This window comes from Paenibacillus sp. T2-29 (assembly GCF_052921365.1).
Genome location: NZ_JBREVE010000009.1, coordinates 1 through 18155, shown reverse-complemented (window position 1 = coordinate 18155; position 18155 = coordinate 1). Strand labels below are relative to the sequence as shown.

Genomic DNA, 18155 nt, shown 5'->3' with positions numbered 1-18155 from the left:
TGAATTGTCTCCGTGATTATTTGTTTTAAACTATTTTTAGAAGAATTAGAATGAGGTTGCTAATGAATAACTCTATTATAACCAGAGCATTAAGTTATGTGTTTTCTTTCTGTATAAGTCTGGCTTTTGTCTATCATTTTATTCCAAGTATAACAAACAGACGTGTGATTTTTGTTTTTTTTATTTTGCTTACAACAATTACAATAGGATATGCACTTAGGAATTTATTTAAACAATTCTTTGATTCGAAACATTTACATGCGAGCAAAAGACGAAATTTAATTGTAAGTATTACTTTTTCATTTTCAATCCTTCTGATGATACCATTTAACGTTGATAATTATCATACTTTAAAAGTTCAACCGCTTGGAGAGAAAAATAATCAATCATTAGGTATCGAGGTTTGGGTTAAAGAGATTAAAATTGATAATAGAATTTTACCATTAAATGAAATGAATTTGATAGGTGATTGGGAACTGATTAATGGGGTTCCTGTTTATACACACGGTGATAATGTCTTGATAAATTGGGAAGGTAAGGTGAAAAGTAATATAAGCCTGAAACTTAGTAACCATCCCTATTCTGGTAAAGTTCGTTTAGTTATTGATGGTGAAGAAAACGACTATGACCTTTATGGTACTAATGAGGATAGCACAAAAGAAATTCATTTAGACAATTTAAAGGGAGCCTCAATTTTTGAGAAATGTCTAGTGTTTTTAGCCGATTTGATCTTATTATCCTTTACTATTTTTATCTTTTTAACTAGAATCACTATTCAAAGAACTCCTAAATCATTGTCTATTGGTAAAGGGGATAGTGCAGTATTCTTAGTGCCGATAATAATTTCATGGAGTATATATTTTCTATCCTATTATCCTGGATTAATGAGTGGTGATTCCTTAGACCAGTGGAGACAATTATCAACATTTGAATTTGGGGATGCGCATCCAATTTATGATACATTGTTTAAATTGCTTATTACTAAGATTTGGTATTCACCAGCAGCTATAGTTTTAGCTCAAATGATGTTTCTTCTTAGTGCTTTACTATATGCGTTTCGTTCTCTATTAAAATTTGAAGTGAATAGAAAAATTCTTTGGGGGATGTCTATTTTATTTTCATTGATACCAGTAAATTCAATGATGATAATAAGTATATGGAAAGATGTGACCTATAGTATATCTTTATTTTTGCTTACTATTGTTTTAATTAATTTGTATGCAGGGAAAGAGCAATGGTTTAAATCTAAGAAAAATTTATTTCTTCTTGCTCTATCATTTTTTTTAGTATTGATGTTCAGACATAATGGAATTATATCAGTAATTGGAACACAGTTCTTATTGCTTGTATTTTATAAATCTAAGTGGAAAAAGATAGCGCTAATAGGTATAACAGTCCTCGTGCTTTTTTTTGGTATAAAGAGTGTGTTAGTAAAAGTATTGGATATTGTCCCGAGTCCAAGTATACTAACATTTAATATACCAATTCAACAGGTGGCATCTATTCTTTCATCAGGTGTGAAATTAGACGAGGAACAAAATCAAGTTATTAAAAAAGCTATGGATCCTAAAATATGGATATCTGAATATAATCCCTACGTTGTAGATCCTATCATCTTTAATTCTAATTTTGATATGTTGATTTTTAATGATCGGAAATACAAAGTTCAGTTTATGAAAGTTTGGTTTGAACTCATTGCAAAAGAACCTAAAATTGCTATTAAAAGCTGGTTACAGCAAACCTCTGTAGTTTGGAGGATATCTCAACCGAGTAATTCTAGTACTCTGTTTACTGAAAGGGGGATTGTTCATACAGGTCGTGAATATTTAGATAAGTACAAATTGAAAACTGAGTCTCTCATCCCTGATTCATTAGTTCGAATTCAAGCTTTTCTTGATAGAACCCAAGAAAGTGATTTAGTTTGGGTGCTTTGGAGGCCAGCACTTTATATTTTTATTTCAATGTTATTTGGATTAATATTTGTTTTTCGCAATAATTTGAGAAGCTTAATTATTTTTTCACCTGTTATGCTTAATGTTATAGGATTATTCGCAGCAATTCCAGCACAGCAAATTAGATATCTGTATCCGTCCATTTTATGTACTTTTATAATTATACCTCTGTGTTTTAGTAATATAAATGAGAAAAGACAGTATGGGAAAGAAGGTGCTTAAGAAAGTGAGAATTTTAGTTATAATTCCAGCGTATAATGAGGAGCAAAATATTAAAGAGTTAATTAATAAATTCAAGAAAAATAAGTACGATATTATAGTTATAAATGACTGCTCTACTGACAATACATCTTTAGTTTGCAAGGAAAATGGTATAAATGTTATTGATCTTCCTTGTAATTTAGGTATTGGAGGAGCTGTGCAAACTGGGTATAAATATGCCTATGACAAGAATTATGACATTGCCATTCAGGTTGATGGAGATGGGCAGCATGACCCTGGACAAATCGAAAATATAATAACTCCAATTTTAAATAATAAGGCGGACATGGTTATAGGTTCGAGATATATCGAAAAAGTGGGTTTTCAATCAACGCGTATAAGAAGGATTGGTATAAAATATTTTAGTGATTTAATATATGTTTTTACTAGAGTGAAGATAACTGATCCAACTTCAGGATTTAGAGCATGTGGTCGTAAATCAATTTCTGTATTTGCGAATGTATATTATCCAAGTGATTACCCGGAGCCAGAGTCAATCGTACATTTAATTAGAACTAATCATAAAGTTATGGAAATACCAGTAACAATGATGGAAAGACAGGCAGGTGAATCCTCTATAAAATCTGTTAAGTCGCTATATTACATGATTAAGGTGTCTTTAGCGATTTTAATTGATTTGTTGAGAGAGAAAAAGAGCTATGAGGTATTGCAATGATTCATTTTCAACTTCAAGTTATTTTGTTTTTTGTATGTTCAATACTATTGATGTTATTGATAAGAAAAATCAAAAGTTATAAATTAGACTTGAAATATGCATTATTATGGATATTGATTAATTTAATAGGTATTGTTCTTACATTATTTCCAAATGTCTTGATTTTTATATCGCGTATTTTTTATATTGAGATGCCAGTTAATGCCTTGTTTTTAGTTGCTATAATTTCAATTTTTGTTATTTTATATAGTCTTACAGTTGCCTTGTCAAGGGATTCAAATAAAATTAAAGTTCTCTCGCAAGAGATAGGATTATTGAAAAAAGAAGTGGATCTACTTAAGGGAAAACACTTAAACCTAAAAGGGAGTTCCCATGAGAAATAACCTATTACAATTTTTGAAATATGGGTTTGTAGGTGCTTTGGGGACCCTTATTCATACTTCAACTATAATATTGTTAGTTGAAAAGCTGAACTTCGAACCAATATTTTCTTCATTTATCGGATTTATATTTTCACTGGTGATTTCATATTTTATAAATCGTCAGTGGACATTTAGTACTTCAGGGAAGGGGGTTAAAATTTTAGTTAAATACACTTTAGTATCTCTAACTGGTTTGGTTCTTAACCTATCAATTATGTATGTTATCGTTTATGCTTTTCACTTTTCTTATCTTTTAGGACAATTTTTTGCATTGATTATCGTCCCTATTTTTAATTTCATATTAAACAAGTATTGGACTTTTGCTTATGTTAATGAAAGAAAAAAGTGTCCTGAAAAACTATGAGCTATTTTCATAGCCTGAAGGAAATTGTTGGTGTAACACTCTAAATAAAAGTGCAAATTGGATCACTTTATTTAGGTAAAGTGATTTTTTGAACTCTGAAGTCTCCACTCTTATTAACTCTAAATATTTGGAGTGATTTTTTGCTACCTACTAAAGACAAACTAAAAAGAGTGCGTTATAACGCTAGGTGAAAAATTTATTCTTATTTTTAAATTAATAATTAAGGAGTCGACATATGAAAGGCATAATTCTAGCGGGCGGGACTGGTTCTCGTCTTTTTCCTTTAACCAAAGTGACTAATAAGCACCTGCTTCCTGTCGGTAAGTACCCTATGGTCTTTCACTCCATATATAAGCTGAAAAAAGCCGATATTACAGACATTCTTATTGTAACAGGTAAAGAACATATGGGGGATGTTGTAAGTTTGCTTGGGAGCGGTCGCGATATGGGCGTAACCTTTACATATAAGGTGCAAGACGAAGCCGGTGGTATTGCCCAAGCGTTATACTTGGCAAAACAATTTGTTGGTACGGATCAGATGGTTGTCATTTTAGGGGACAATGTATTTGAGGATGATATCTCTCCTTTTGTACAAAATTTTCGTAAACAGAATGTTGGTGCTAAATTATTATTGCAAAAGGTCCATGACCCGCAGCGATTTGGTGTAGCAGAAATTCAAAATCAACGTATTTTATCTATAGAAGAAAAGCCCCAGGTACCTAAAAGCGATTATGCAGTTACGGGTATTTACATGTTTGACCACGGAGTGTTTGATATTGTTAAAACACTTAAACCTTCGACACGTGGAGAATTAGAAATAACGGACGTAAATAATGCATATATTGCTAACGGAACATTGACCTATGATATTCTTCAAGGTTGGTGGACGGACGCAGGAACGCATACTTCGCTTGCAAGAGCAAATGAACTCACGCAAAACATTATATTTGGTGAGGAATTTGGTAAATTAAAGTTGTAAGGGGAAGTTTTAAAGCATTGAGGAAAGAAGGTATATTATGAAGGTGATACCTTTAAGATTGGCAGACGCTAGTGTAATAGAACCAATTGTTCATGGTGATCAACGTGGTTTTTTTATGGAAAGTTATAATCAACAGGTAATGCAAGGTAAGGGGATTACTCATACGTTTATACAAGATAACCAATCACTTTCTGCTGATGCAGGAGTTATACGTGGGTTGCATTACCAATTAAATCCGAAGGCACAAACTAAACTTATCAGGGTAATCACAGGTGCTATCTATGATGTGATTCTGGACATTCGAAAAAGCTCTCCTACGTTTGGACAATGGATGAGTGTCATTCTAAGTGAGTATAATCATCGCCAGTTGCTGGTGCCAAAGGGGTTTGCTCATGGTTTTTGTACGCTTGTTCCAAATACGCAGGTGTTGTATAAGGTTGATGAATATTACTCTCCTTTACACGACAGAGGGATACTGTGGAATGACCCCGCATTGAGTATTGATTGGCCTACCTCCAAGGCGATACTTTCAGAGAAGGATAAACAGCAGCCATTACTGAAAGATGCGGAAATCAATTTTGATTAGAAATTAATACGAAAATTAATGTTTTGTATGCTTTTGAGCTAATAAAATGGTTCAGAAGTCTATTATTACATTGCTCAGTACAGGAGGCTTGTATGAAACTTCTTGTCACCGGCGGTGCCGGATTTATTGGCAGTAACTTTGTATTGTATATGTTAAAGCAGCATCCAGATTATGAAATCGTGAATGTGGATGCCCTCACCTATGCAGGTAACTTGGAAAATTTGAAATCCATCGAAGATCATCCCAAACATACCTTTGTGAAAGCAGATATTACTGATGCACAAGTGATGGACCAACTGATGCAGCAGGGAATTGATGTGGTGGTGAATTTTGCGGCAGAGTCGCATGTGGATCGGAGTATTTTGGAGCCGGAAGTGTTTGTGAAAACAAACGTATTGGGGACACAGGTGTTACTGGATGCCGCCAAAAAATATAATGTGACCAAATTTGTACAGGTATCGACAGATGAAGTATACGGTTCACTGGGTGAAACCGGATTGTTCACAGAGGAAACTCCATTGCAGCCTAATAGTCCCTATTCTGCTTCCAAGGCAGGCGGTGATCTGTTAGTTCGTGCATATCATGAAACCTTCGGTTTGCCAGTGAATATCACACGTTGTTCTAATAACTACGGCCCATATCAATTCCCAGAAAAACTGATTCCGTTAATGATCTCACGTGCGTTGAGTGATCAACAGCTACCTGTGTATGGGGATGGCTTGAACATTCGCGATTGGTTGTATGTAGAGGATCACTGCAGCGCAATTGATCTGGTCATTCATCAGGGCAAGCTGGGTGAAGTGTACAATATCGGGGGAAATAACGAGCGAACGAATGTGCATATCGTTAAAACGGTATTGGAGGAGCTGGGCAAGCCAGAATCTCTAATTTCGTATGTGCAGGATCGTCCGGGTCACGACCGCCGTTACGGTATTGACCCGAGCAAAACCATGAACGAGCTGGGTTGGAAGCCCAAGCACTCTTTTGAGACCGGCATTAAAGAAACGATTCGCTGGTACTTGGACAATGAGGAATGGTGGACTCGCATTCAATCTGGTGAATATCAGCAATATTATGCTAAGCAGTATGGTTCACGCTTAGGTGACGTGTAAAATGAGAATATTGGTTACTGGGGCATCCGGCCAGCTCGGCAAGGATGTGGTAAAGGTCTTCCAAGAGCAAGGGCATGATATTCTTGGATATGATCGGGAACAGCTGGATATTACGGATTTGGACCAAGCGATGAAAATAGTAGGACAATATCAGCCTGAAGCTGTAATCCACTGTGCAGCGTATACAGCGGTGGATGCGGCGGAGACTGATATGGATAGAGCTTATCAAGTAAATGCGGCAGGGACACGTAATATGGTACTGGCGGCAGAAGAAGTAGGAGCTAAACTGGTTTATATCAGTACAGATTATGTATTTGATGGGACCACCGAGCAGCCTTATCACGAATATGATAATACGAATCCACAGAGTATCTATGGGAAGTCCAAACGGGCGGGAGAGGTGTTAACCGAGACGCTTTCCTCTAGGTACTTTATTGTTCGGACGTCATGGGTCTATGGGTTGTACGGGAACAATTTCGTTAAAACCATGTTGAAGCTTGGACAAGAGAAGTCGCAACTTCAGGTGGTAAATGATCAGAAGGGTTCACCTACCTATACGGTGGATTTGGCACGTTTTTTGGCGGAATTGATTCAAACAGAGAAGTATGGCGTATATCATGCATCCAATAGCGGTTCTTGCACCTGGTACGAGTTCACACAAGCTATTTTTCAGGATGCCGCAGAGCTATATGCTGTAAAGGTCACAGCAAATTTAGAACCGTGCAGCACCGAGCAGTTTCCCAGACCCGCAGCGCGGCCACGTAATTCCGTGATGGAGCATATTGCGATCCGGACCAACGGATTCCACGATTTACAGGATTGGCGCAAGGGATTGCGTGACTTTTTGCAGGAGTATTTTGATGAATCTGAATAATTAAAACTTTATTATAGCTATCGAAAATCTCCCATCATTTCAGGATTGGGAGATTTTATTATATTAAAGACTATGTTGATTAAGGACGATGAGCATTATAATGTATAGGCAGGTGGGACATACATGTCCCCGTAGCCCATATTTTCAAAGAAGGAGGGCATTACTCTGAACAAACCTAACGTACAAGTTTTATTGTCTACATATAATGGAGCAGCTTACTTAGATGAGCAGGTAGAAAGTCTCATCAATCAAAAAGACGTAGAAGTGCAGATTCTAATCCGTGATGATGGCTCGACAGATGATACGGTAGCCAAGTTGATTACACTGGAGCAACACTATCCTCAACAGATTAGGTTATGCCTCAAGAGCAATGTAGGTGTTATTACGAGCTTTTTTGATCTGATTCAAAGATCTTCCGAGACATTCGACTATTATGCTTTTTGTGATCAGGATGATGTGTGGATGCCGAAAAAGCTTGCTCGGGCTGTAGCTCAGCTCAGGGAAAAGGATGAGAGCCGCCCGCTGATGTACTGTTCTGCTACCCAAATGGTCTCTCAAAACTTGGAACCCCTCAAGGTATGGCCAGCCGATATTCCCAGACCTTTATCCTTATATAATGCTCTCATCGAGAATGTATGTGTAGGTTGTACCATGGTAATCAATAAACAAACACTTCAGTTCGTGAAAACGAGAATGCCAGATACTTTGGATAACATTATCATGCATGACTGGTGGATTTACTTATGTACCGCCGCTTTTGGTGAGGTCGTTTTTGATCCTGAGCCGTCCATTTGGTATCGGCAGCATCAAAACAATGTGCTCGGAGGGTCAACGGATGGCTGGATCGGCAAGTGGAGGAAGAGACTAAGTAGATTTGTGAAAGGAAAAAACCGCTATATTTTAAGTAAGCAAGCCCGGCAATTTGTTCAACTATATGGACAAGACATGCCTTCTCAATTGTACAGAGATGTGGATCAATTCCTGGATAGCTACCAAAAGGGTGTGCTTTCTCGTATGAGATATATTGGGCAATCTCCATTCTATAGGCAGTCACGGTTGGACAACTGGATTTATAAGTTAGTTTTTATATTGGGGAAATTATAGAAGATGGAAAGGAAAATATTGAAACTTTTTTCCATATAGAGCGTCAAATAATCAAAGGTGCAAATGAATGCTAGATAAAATACCATCGAATGCGTGTTCCTTTTTGGAAATATATAGTATAATTGAAACGTGCAACCGATAGAGCTGGCAAGGGCGGTCGGCTAACTCTCCCGAGGAGGGGGGTGAAGCCTGTGACAGTGTTTGAGGCGCTCAGTTTAATGCTGACGTTCGGGGCGTTAATCGTCACACTGTTAGAGTTTAACAAACGAAAATAGACCGCCCCCGCAAGGAAGGGTCTATTTTCGGCCTGATTGTTCTAAAACCGTCCGCTCTTGGAGCGTTGGTTGCGCGGGGCTGGCTGGCACCAGCCCTTTTTCCATGTATATCTTACCACGATGAAATTTAGACCTCAACCGAGGATTTTACAAAAATCTAATAAACGACTTCCAATGAACAATATATAGATCGAAATGGTTTCGTTTGTCTATATTTGTACTTTGGAGCGACTGGAATCGAATTTTGTGAAATTCTACTAACTATGCAAGGTTACAAGTTATGTGCTTTTTTGCGCCCCGTGGCCTGCACGGTATGCTATAATAGGCGATAGTAGAATAGATTACTGAATTTGTCAGGAGCGTTTTAAATATGGATGTAAGCATACTGGTCGTCAACTATAATACGTGTCGATTGACGCTGGATTGTTTGCAGTCAGTGTATGCGTCAAAGACGCAGTATCGATATGAAGTCATTGTTATCGATAATCACTCCAGTGACGGGTCTGTTGAGGCTATTCGTGCTGCGTACCCGGATATTACATTGATAGCTAATAAGGATAATACAGGGTTTGCCAAGGCGAACAATCAGGGGATGGAAGTAGCTAGCGGGCGTTATGTATTGCTATTGAACTCCGATACGTTGGTGCAGCCGGATACGCTGGATACAATGGTTCAGTTTATGGATACACACCCGGAGATGGGGGCATCGGGCTGTAAGGTCATTCTGCCGGATGGCTCGCTAGACAAGGCTTGTAAGCGAGGGTTTCCAACGCCGTCGGCGTCTTTTTACTATGCTTTCGGCTGGTCGAAGCGTTACCCGGATAACCCGAAGTACAACCAATATCAGCTTGGGCATCTAAGCCCCGATGATGAGTATCCTGTAGATGTACTGGTTGGTGCTTTTATGCTGGTGCGTAAGGAGACGATTGACCAGGTCGGCGGATTGGACGAAACCTTTTTTATGTATGGTGAGGATATAGACTGGTGTTATCGGATTAAACAAGCCGGTTGGGGCATTTACTACTACCCACGCACATATATTATTCATATCAAAGGAGGCAGTGCTCGCCGTCGTCCTTTGAAAATTATTTATGAGTTTCATAGAGCGATGTGGGTATTTCATCGTAAGCATTATAAACAGCAATACAGCTGGATCACTAACATGGCTGTATATACGGGAATTACGGTGAAGTTTGGAATGGCTTTTCTTAAAAATAAGTTGTCTGCACCGGTTAAGCCGGACGGCGGGGAACAATCTCGTACTGAGGTGAAAGCATGATACGCAGAAATCAGCGTTTTTTAACCCAATTATATATTGTGGCGGATTTCGCGGTCATTCAGTTATCTTTTCTGATCGCTTGGTTTTTCAAATTTGAAAGTGAATGGATCACTTATAAAGAGCCGCTTCCTATTCAAGTATATGGAGGGTGGAGCTTAATATACGGTCTGATTGCTGTAGTGCTGGGGATGTTATTCTCACTCTATTCGCCAAAGCGCAAAAAGAGGTTTGCAGATGATGTATTTCGCGTTACCCAGATTCACATTGTTGGTCTGTTTGTGCTGTTGAGTGTAATGTTTTTCGTAAAGCAAATCGACATCTCGCGGTCCTACCTGGCGATCTATATGGTTGGTAATGTGCTGATTATTTTGTTTTATCGTTATTTTTTGAAGCAAATTCTTAAAATTCTCCGTCAAAAAGGATACAATAAGCAATTCATGCTCATTCTTGGAGCAGGTTCTTTAGGCCAACGATTTTATCATAATCTTGGACAATATCCTGATTTAGGCTATGAAGTAGTAGGGTTTCTGGATGATAAACGGCATTGGAACGAAGAGGAAGAGGCTCATTTTCGCCCGATTCTCGGAGGATTAGATCAGTTGGAGGCAACGCTGTCGCGCCTGATGATTGATGAGGTCATTCTGGCGTTGCCGCTGGATGCTCATGATAAGTATCCCAAGATTATCAACATGTGTGAAAAGGCTGGAGTGCGCACGCTTATTATTCCCGATTTCTTTGATTATTTGCCGGCACGACCTTACTTTGACAACTTTGCAGGTATGCCGATGATCAATGTACGAGATATTCCACTGGATGTAGCAGGGAATCGATTGTTTAAGCGTCTGTTTGATATTTTATTTTCTTTATTCGCCATTATTCTGACCTCTCCCATTATGCTGGCCGTGGCGATTGGTGTGAAGGTCACATCGAGAGGCCCCATTATTTTTAAGCAGGAGCGGGTAGGCTTGAATCGTCGCACCTTCCGGATGTACAAATTTCGTTCGATGAGGGTACTGCCACCTGGAACTGAAGATACGGGCTGGACGACTGCTAATGACCCAAGACGCACACGTTTTGGTACTTTTATTCGTAAAACGAGTCTCGATGAGCTGCCACAGTTTTTCAACGTACTGTTAGGTGATATGAGTGTCGTTGGTCCACGTCCGGAACGGCCCTATTATGTGGATCAATTCCGTGAGGAAATTCCAAAATACATGGTGAAGCATCATGTTCGTCCTGGAATTACAGGTTGGGCACAGAGTAACGGGTTACGTGGAGATACATCTATTGAGGAACGGATTAAGCACGACATCTTCTATATTGAGAACTGGTCGCTCTTATTCGATATTAAAATTATTTTTCGTACAATCCGTAACGGCTTCAAAAACGCTTATTAATTCAGAGCACCCTTCGGCTTAGCCGGAGGGTATTTTTGTGTCTATTACACTTCCATAGCCAACGTCCCGAGATTTCAATAATAAGGCCAATGAATACGCGCTTCACCAGTTCAGCACTATTTTGCCTACTTATATGTACATTTTTTAGTTCAGCTGATATAGAGCTGTTTTGAGTAGGTGTATGTAGGGTATTGACCTGTACGAAAAGGATGTGACACCCTATGAAACGAGTGATTGCTGCGGTTATTCTTTTAATGTTAATCGGTACATTTTTACTGGCTTATAAAGGACAATCTACAGAAGAACATACTGGCTTTACCACACACCGCGTAATTTCGCATGCCATGGGAGCCGTTGATGGTTTGGCTTATACCAATGCGCGTGAAGCGTTTGTAGAAAATTATAAAAAAGGCAGCCGTGTATTCGAGGTCGACCTGATGTTTACTTCGGATGGACATTTGGTGGCACGCCATGAATGGACAGAATCCTTTACAAAACAAATGCAACAGGAACACGCAGTTGCTACAGAGCAGGGCGGAAAGCCTTGGAGCTATCATCAATTTAAAAACACCCCTATACACGGTTCCTATACTCCACTAGATTGGAAGGATGTATTGGATTTATTGGAAAAGTACCCGGATGCCTATATTGTGACCGATACGAAAGAACAGGACTCTGCCCAAATCAAACGGTTGTTTGCGCAACTGACCCGTCAGGCTCAGGAGAAAAATCCCGAACTTTTATCTCGTATTGTCCCTCAAATTTATAATGAGGAAATGCTGCAAACGTTACGGAGTATCTATCCTTATACATCCATTATTTATACGCTCTATGCTACAGAAGATACGGATGACCAGATCATTCAATTTGTTCAACAACATGATATAACGGAAGTAACTTTACCGGAAAATCGCGTGAATGGTGCCTTAGTTGAAAGTTTGCGTCAGGCAGGGGCAGTGTGCTATGTAAATACGATTAACGAGTTGAAGGATGCTACTGAGTACGAACAGATGGGTGTAAGAGGTTTCTATACAGACGTTTTAACGGAAAAAGAACTTAGTAGAGGCAGTTGGTTGTATGCGCTGAGACCATAAGCTGTCTGAACTCGGTGTTCCCATTTGATACGAACATTGACACCTTTTAAGCACTGTCATAGACTTAGCATAGAACGCTTTTGGATATTAAAATTCGGCTCGTCTGGATGATGATAAAAGCAATGGATGCTGGAGGAATGTGTGTTGGCAGATTCAATTCAATCATGGAGGCATGTATTTAAGCTTGATCCTGACAAGGAACTGAATGATGAAGCGCTTGATGCCGTGTGTATGTCTGGTACGGACGCCATTATGGTAGGCGGTTCATCGGGCGTAACGTATGAAAATACGGTGGATTTGCTGTCACGGGTTCGGCGTTACGAGGTGCCGTGTGTGCTTGAGGTATCCGATCTGGAAGCTGTAGTGCCGGGGTTTGATCTGTATATGATTCCCATGGTGCTGAATACCAGTGACAGTAATTGGATCATGGGCCAGCACCAACGTGCGATTGAGCAATTTGGTTATATGATCCCTTGGGATTTGCTTGTGACGGAAGGATATATTGTTTTGAACGGTGATTCCACCGTCGCTAAGCTTACCAGTGCGGATACTTCGCTGAGTGCTTCTGCTGCCGCTTCATATGCACAGATTGCTGACAAGCTTATGCATCTGCCGATTGTATATGTGGAATATAGCGGTGCTTTTGGGGATATGGAGCTGGTGCAGAAAATACATCGCAGTACGGAGCGCTCTCGTGTCCTATACGGAGGAGGTATCGTGGATAAATCTACCGCGTTACAAGCGGCTGCTGTTTGTGACACCATTGTAGTAGGGAACATCATTTATCGTGACTTGGCGAAAGCACTGGAAACGGTAGCTGTGAAATTGGAAGTATAGAACGTGAATTTATGGAAGCTCAGGGAAAGGAGCATGCACGCATGCAATCAATAGATATACACGAGGCGGTAGCTCGCCTTAATCAGCCTCAGCGTCAGGCCGTGGAGGCGGTAGATGGTCCGCTGCTGATTATGGCTGGCGCAGGCAGTGGTAAAACACGGGTGCTCACGCACCGAATAGCTTACCTCATTGCGACCCGCAAGACGGCTCCATGGGGTATTTTGGCGATTACCTTTACGAATAAGGCCGCGCGTGAAATGCAGGATCGCGTATCCAAGCTAATTGGCCCGCAGGGGAGAGATGTGTGGGTATCCACCTTTCACTCCATGTGTGTGCGTATTTTACGCCGGGATATTGAGCGGATCGGATTTACCTCCAATTTCAGCATCTTGGATTCTACGGATCAATTGTCTGTCATTCGGAGCTGCATGAAGGACTTGAATATAGATACTAAGAAGTTTGAACCCAAAGCGGTTCAGTCTATGATGAGTACGGCTAAAAATGAATTGGTCACTCCCGAAATGTATGAGCGCAAGATTGGCGATTATTTTGAAGGAATTGTGGCGAAGGTATATACCAAGTATCAACAACGGCTCAAAAATAACAACTCTCTTGATTTTGATGATCTGATCATGGCAACGATTCAGCTCTTTAAAGAAGTGCCTGAGGTGCTTGATTTCTACCAAAAGAAATTTCAATACATTCATGTTGATGAATATCAGGATACGAACCGTGCGCAGTACATGCTGTGCAAAATGCTGGCTGACAAGCATCACCGGCTATGCGTTGTAGGTGACAGCGACCAATCCATCTATCGGTGGCGGGGGGCGGATATTAGCAACATTTTGAACTTTGAAGAGGATTACCCAGAAGCACGTACTATTTTGTTGGAGCAGAACTATCGCTCAACTTCGAATATTCTTAATGCGGCTAACGAAGTCATTGGCCAAAATACAGGCCGTAAGCCGAAAAAACTATGGACCGACAAAGAAGGCGGTGCCAAGATTAAGGTTTATCGTGCTGACTCCGAACATGACGAAGGCTACTTTATCGCCTCAGAAATTCATAAGAATATAAAGGCGGGCAAAACCTATAGCCATCATGCTATTTTGTACCGTACGAATGCCCAGTCTCGGGTAGTCGAGGAAATTTTGATTAAATCGGATATTCCTTACCAAATCGTGGGCGGAATCAAGTTCTATGATCGTAAAGAGATTAAGGATTTACTGGCGTATCTTCGCCTACTGTCCAATCCTGACGACGATATCAGCTTGATCCGAATCATTAATGTGCCGAAACGAAGCATCGGCGACACAACGGTCGGCAAATTGCAGGCAGCTGCGGCGGAACGTGGGGTTTCAATTTTCCGTGTGCTTCAAGTGGTGGATGACTTGGGCTTTGCTGGGCGCACACGCAATGCGCTTGTAGAGTTTTACGATATGATCGAGGGTTTAAGTCGGATGGTGGATTATCTGTCAGTTACTGAGCTGACCGAAAAAATGCTGGAAACCACTCAATATCGAATGGAACTGCAAAACGAGAATACACTTGAGTCACGCTCGCGTTTGGAGAATATTGATGAGTTTCTGTCGGTAACCATGGAATTTGAAAAAGGGACGGAAGACAAGTCACTTGTCTCCTTCCTGACCGATCTTGCTCTGATTGCCGATATTGATTCCATGAATGACGATGAAGAGGAGCAAAGTGATGCGGTTGTATTAATGACCATGCATAGCGCTAAAGGATTGGAGTTTCCTATCGTATTTATCGTCGGTATGGAGGAGGGGGTATTCCCTCACAGCAGGGCCTTTTTGGATAATGAAGAGCTGGAAGAAGAGCGCAGATTGGCGTATGTCGGGATTACCCGTGCTGAGGAGCAGTTGTTCCTCACATGCGCACAGATGCGCACTCTGTTTGGACGTACCACAGCTAACCCGCCTTCCCGCTTTCTCGAAGAGATTCCGGATGAGTTAAAAGAGGATACGATCATCAAGCGTGACCGCTACCGTCGTTCAGGCAATGTAGGCGGATCTTATGGTGGCCGCGGACTGGGCAAAAGCAGTGGCAGCAACTTTGGTGGAGAGCGCTCGTTTGATACGATGAGCCGTAGTGGCTCGTCTGCTTCCGCGTCGCCCCGCGTAACAGTGACCACTTCCTCGCCCGCAAAACCAACTTCGACTGCTTCGACAGGAGGTCCATCCATTTTTGCTGCCGGAGACAAGGTACAGCATGGCAAATGGGGAATTGGAACCATTGTAGCTGTAAAAGGGACGGGCAATGATATGGAACTTCAAATTGCTTTCCCGGCTCCAGTAGGGGTTAAGCGACTGTTGGCTGGCTTTGCGCCGATTACAAAAGTAGAATAAATCTTAAATCTCAAATTTCATTAAATCTCGAACCTCATAGGGCAGCTTGGCTTAGGCCTCTGCCCTAATGAAGTTCCCGGAGGGATACGCCTGCATGAACCCAATGCACAGGATGGAGCAGCTTGTTGCTGAACTGAACACATATAACTATCACTACTATACATTGGATGACCCCCAGATCAGCGACAAAGAATATGATGTGCTTTATGACGAACTGGTAGCACTTGAACAAACAAGCGGTCTTGTACTGCCGGATTCGCCAACACAGCGTGTGGGTGGGGAGATACTCAAGGGCTTCACACCGCATCGCCACCTCGCTCCATTATGGAGCCTTGATAAAGCTCAGAATATGGAGCAGCTGCGTGCATGGAACGCGCGTGTCGTGAAGCTGGTCAATGATTACAATACCAAGAACCCGGAGCAACCCTTGCCATCTCCAGGCTATGCGATAGAACTAAAATTTGATGGACTGACGCTGAACCTGACGTACACGGATGGACAACTGGTGCAGGCTTCTACCCGTGGTAATGGTGTGGTAGGTGAGGGGATACTGGCACAGGTAAAGACGATTAAATCCGTGCCACTTAAAATTCCTTTTCAAAATGGAACTATTGAGGTGCAGGGAGAAGGGATCATGAATCTCTCCGTACTGTCCAATTATAATGAGAAGGCCGTAGAGCCTCTTAAAAATGCACGAAATGCCGCAGCAGGGGCTTTGCGTAACTTGAATCCCAAAGTAACAGCAGAGCGGCGTTTGAATGCATTTTTCTATAATGTAGGCTATGCGGACCGTATTCAGTTTAACAGCCACCAGGAGATGATGACCTTCCTGCGTGAAAATCATTTCAAGGTAAACCCATACCTAACTTACTTTGATAATTTTGATGATGTAATGGAGCAGTTAATTGAGATTGAAGAATCCCGTGCCGGTTTGGATTATCTTATTGATGGGGCAGTATTGAAAATTACAGATATGCGCACACGTGAGGTTCTCGGATATACCGATAAATTCCCACGCTGGGCGGTGGCATATAAGTTCGAAGCAGAGGAAACGACTACGGTGCTTAACTCGGTCGAGTGGAATGTAGGAAGAACCGGGAAGATCACTCCACTGGCTAGGGTAGAACCGGTAGAGCTGGCGGGAGTCACTGTACAAAATTGTACGCTGAACAATGCTGGTGATATCGAGCGTAAGAATCTGAAGTTTGCCTTGGGGGCGCGTGTGTTTATTCGTCGCTCAAACGATGTTATTCCTGAGATTTTGGGAAAAGTAACATCTGAGAACGATGGGGAGGAAATTGTTGTTCCAGAGCATTGTCCAGCTTGTGGATTTCCGTTGCAGCAGCGAGGCGCCCATTTATTTTGTGACAATAAGCTAGGTTGTAAACCACAAATTGTGGCCCGCATTTCCCATTTTGCATCACGTGATGCCATGGACATTGAGACGTTCAGTGACAAAACAGCCATCCAACTGCATGATGAACTGGGAGTTCGTGAACCTGCGGATCTGTATACTCTGCAATATGATGATCTTGTGAAGCTGGAGCGGTTTGGTGAGAAAAAGGCCAATAACCTCTTGGCGGCACTTGAAAAGAGTAAGGAGAGAGATTTGGCCTCTTTCCTTTATGCTCTGGGCATACCGAATACCGGTAAAGCGACGACACGCATGTTGGCTGAACACTATCGTGATTTGCACAAGACGATGTCCGCTACGGTGGATGAACTGAAAGAACTACCGGATGTAGGTGGGATTGTAGCTGAAAGCATTGTTGCATTCTTTGCCGATCCGTTTACTCAAGCAGGGATTGAAAAGATGCTGTCTCTAGGGGTAAAAGCTCAGGCTCCCGAAGCTCCACAGGTGAAAAAGATAGACAGCTTTTTCAGTGGGAAAACGGTTGTGCTTACAGGTACCTTGCATCAGCTTACGCGTGATGAAGCTGCGTCAAGGCTGGAGGCGCTGGGAGCCAAAGTTGCCGGATCTGTATCGAAAAAGACGGATCTAGTCATAGCTGGTGAAAAGGCTGGGAGCAAGCTGGCTAAGGCACAACAGCTCGGAATCGACACCATAGAAGATGAGGATGAATTCATCAGACTGTTAGAACAAGAATAATAGTTTTTGTAATGAGGGCAGTCATTCCGTTCCAGAGCGGAGTGGCTGCCTTATTATCTGTTATATAGTAAAGAACAAGAGTATAAAAAAGTGCTTGCTAAATAACTTTAGGCATGATATATTATTAGACGTTGCTTTGAGAATAGCATTTCTTGAAGCGAGGTTGTTGAAAAGATAATCAAAAAAAGATTTGACAAGTAAACAACTAACATGGTATGATCTAATTCCTGACTCGTTACACAAACGAAGACAGACAAGTTCTTTGAAAACTGAACAAATGGATGATGAAATAAAGATTACTTCTTTTATAAAGAAGAATCGCTAGCTTTAAAAATGAGCTAATCGCTCTTTCTATAAACCAACTTCGGTTGGTCTTTAATGGAGAGTTTGATCCTGGCTCAGGACGAACGCTGGCGGCGTGCCTAATACATGCAAGTCGAGCGGGGTTATTTAGAAGCTTGCTTCTA

16 protein-coding genes and 1 rRNA gene are annotated in these 18155 nt (G+C 41.2%); all 17 read left to right on the top strand.

Features of this window, described 5'->3' with window-relative positions; all coding sequences use genetic code 11:
* The first annotated feature begins 62 nt into the window (after positions 1 to 62).
* The gene (locus ACU1JV_RS21125; protein WP_155617177.1) at positions 63 to 2174 is read left to right on the top strand and encodes a DUF6020 family protein; all 2112 of its coding nucleotides are present in this window, start codon (positions 63 to 65) and stop codon (positions 2172 to 2174) included.
* Positions 2155 to 2889, top strand: a complete 735-nt coding sequence (locus ACU1JV_RS21120) for a glycosyltransferase family 2 protein (protein ID WP_081317873.1) — start codon at positions 2155 to 2157, stop codon at positions 2887 to 2889. The genes ACU1JV_RS21125 and ACU1JV_RS21120 overlap by 20 nt, the downstream gene beginning before the upstream one ends.
* Positions 2886 to 3272, top strand: a complete 387-nt coding sequence (locus ACU1JV_RS21115; RefSeq protein ID WP_058830161.1) for a DUF2304 domain-containing protein — start codon at positions 2886 to 2888, stop codon at positions 3270 to 3272. The genes ACU1JV_RS21120 and ACU1JV_RS21115 overlap by 4 nt, the downstream gene beginning before the upstream one ends.
* The gene (locus ACU1JV_RS21110) at positions 3262 to 3675 is read left to right on the top strand and encodes a GtrA family protein (protein WP_238799227.1); all 414 of its coding nucleotides are present in this window, start codon (positions 3262 to 3264) and stop codon (positions 3673 to 3675) included. Before ACU1JV_RS21115 ends, ACU1JV_RS21110 begins: the two co-directional genes overlap by 11 nt.
* 235 nt (positions 3676 to 3910) lie before the next feature.
* Positions 3911 to 4654: a sugar phosphate nucleotidyltransferase gene (locus ACU1JV_RS21105; protein WP_164964456.1), complete on the top strand. Its 744-nt coding sequence runs from the start codon at positions 3911 to 3913 to the stop codon at positions 4652 to 4654.
* 37 nt (positions 4655 to 4691) lie between these two features.
* The gene (gene rfbC, locus ACU1JV_RS21100) at positions 4692 to 5240 is read left to right on the top strand and encodes a dTDP-4-dehydrorhamnose 3,5-epimerase (protein ID WP_058830159.1); all 549 of its coding nucleotides are present in this window, start codon (positions 4692 to 4694) and stop codon (positions 5238 to 5240) included.
* Between the two features lie 92 nt (positions 5241 to 5332).
* Entirely contained in the window at positions 5333 to 6352 is a 1020-nt protein-coding gene (gene rfbB / locus ACU1JV_RS21095) for a dTDP-glucose 4,6-dehydratase (protein ID WP_058830158.1), read from the top strand.
* A gap of 1 nt (position 6353) precedes the next feature.
* Positions 6354 to 7226, top strand: coding sequence for a dTDP-4-dehydrorhamnose reductase (rfbD, locus tag ACU1JV_RS21090; RefSeq protein ID WP_025674868.1), 873 nt, complete (start codon positions 6354 to 6356; stop codon positions 7224 to 7226).
* Between the two features lie 192 nt (positions 7227 to 7418).
* Positions 7419 to 8330, top strand: a complete 912-nt coding sequence (locus ACU1JV_RS21085) for a glycosyltransferase family 2 protein (RefSeq protein WP_238790992.1) — start codon at positions 7419 to 7421, stop codon at positions 8328 to 8330.
* 182 nt (positions 8331 to 8512) lie between these two features.
* Complete coding sequence (locus tag ACU1JV_RS21080) at positions 8513 to 8605, top strand: putative holin-like toxin (protein WP_219727884.1); 93 nt, start codon at positions 8513 to 8515, stop codon at positions 8603 to 8605.
* 370 nt (positions 8606 to 8975) lie between these two features.
* The gene (locus ACU1JV_RS21075; protein ID WP_058830156.1) at positions 8976 to 9884 is read left to right on the top strand and encodes a glycosyltransferase family 2 protein; all 909 of its coding nucleotides are present in this window, start codon (positions 8976 to 8978) and stop codon (positions 9882 to 9884) included.
* Positions 9881 to 11281, top strand: coding sequence for an undecaprenyl-phosphate glucose phosphotransferase (locus ACU1JV_RS21070; RefSeq protein WP_013373301.1), 1401 nt, complete (start codon positions 9881 to 9883; stop codon positions 11279 to 11281). Before ACU1JV_RS21075 ends, ACU1JV_RS21070 begins: the two co-directional genes overlap by 4 nt.
* A gap of 221 nt (positions 11282 to 11502) precedes the next feature.
* Entirely contained in the window at positions 11503 to 12375 is an 873-nt protein-coding gene (locus ACU1JV_RS21065; protein ID WP_058830155.1) for a phosphatidylinositol-specific phospholipase C/glycerophosphodiester phosphodiesterase family protein, read from the top strand.
* Positions 12376 to 12501: 126 nt separating this feature from the next.
* Complete coding sequence (locus ACU1JV_RS21060; RefSeq protein WP_413987084.1) at positions 12502 to 13212, top strand: heptaprenylglyceryl phosphate synthase; 711 nt, start codon at positions 12502 to 12504, stop codon at positions 13210 to 13212.
* A gap of 41 nt (positions 13213 to 13253) precedes the next feature.
* Positions 13254 to 15578: a DNA helicase PcrA gene (gene pcrA, locus ACU1JV_RS21055; RefSeq protein WP_058830154.1), complete on the top strand. Its 2325-nt coding sequence runs from the start codon at positions 13254 to 13256 to the stop codon at positions 15576 to 15578.
* Positions 15579 to 15672: 94 nt separating this feature from the next.
* Positions 15673 to 17688, top strand: coding sequence for an NAD-dependent DNA ligase LigA (gene ligA, locus ACU1JV_RS21050; protein WP_058830153.1), 2016 nt, complete (start codon positions 15673 to 15675; stop codon positions 17686 to 17688).
* A 375-nt stretch (positions 17689 to 18063) separates the two neighbouring features.
* Positions 18064 to 18155: ribosomal RNA gene (locus ACU1JV_RS21045) — 16S ribosomal RNA — on the top strand; the annotation flags it as partial.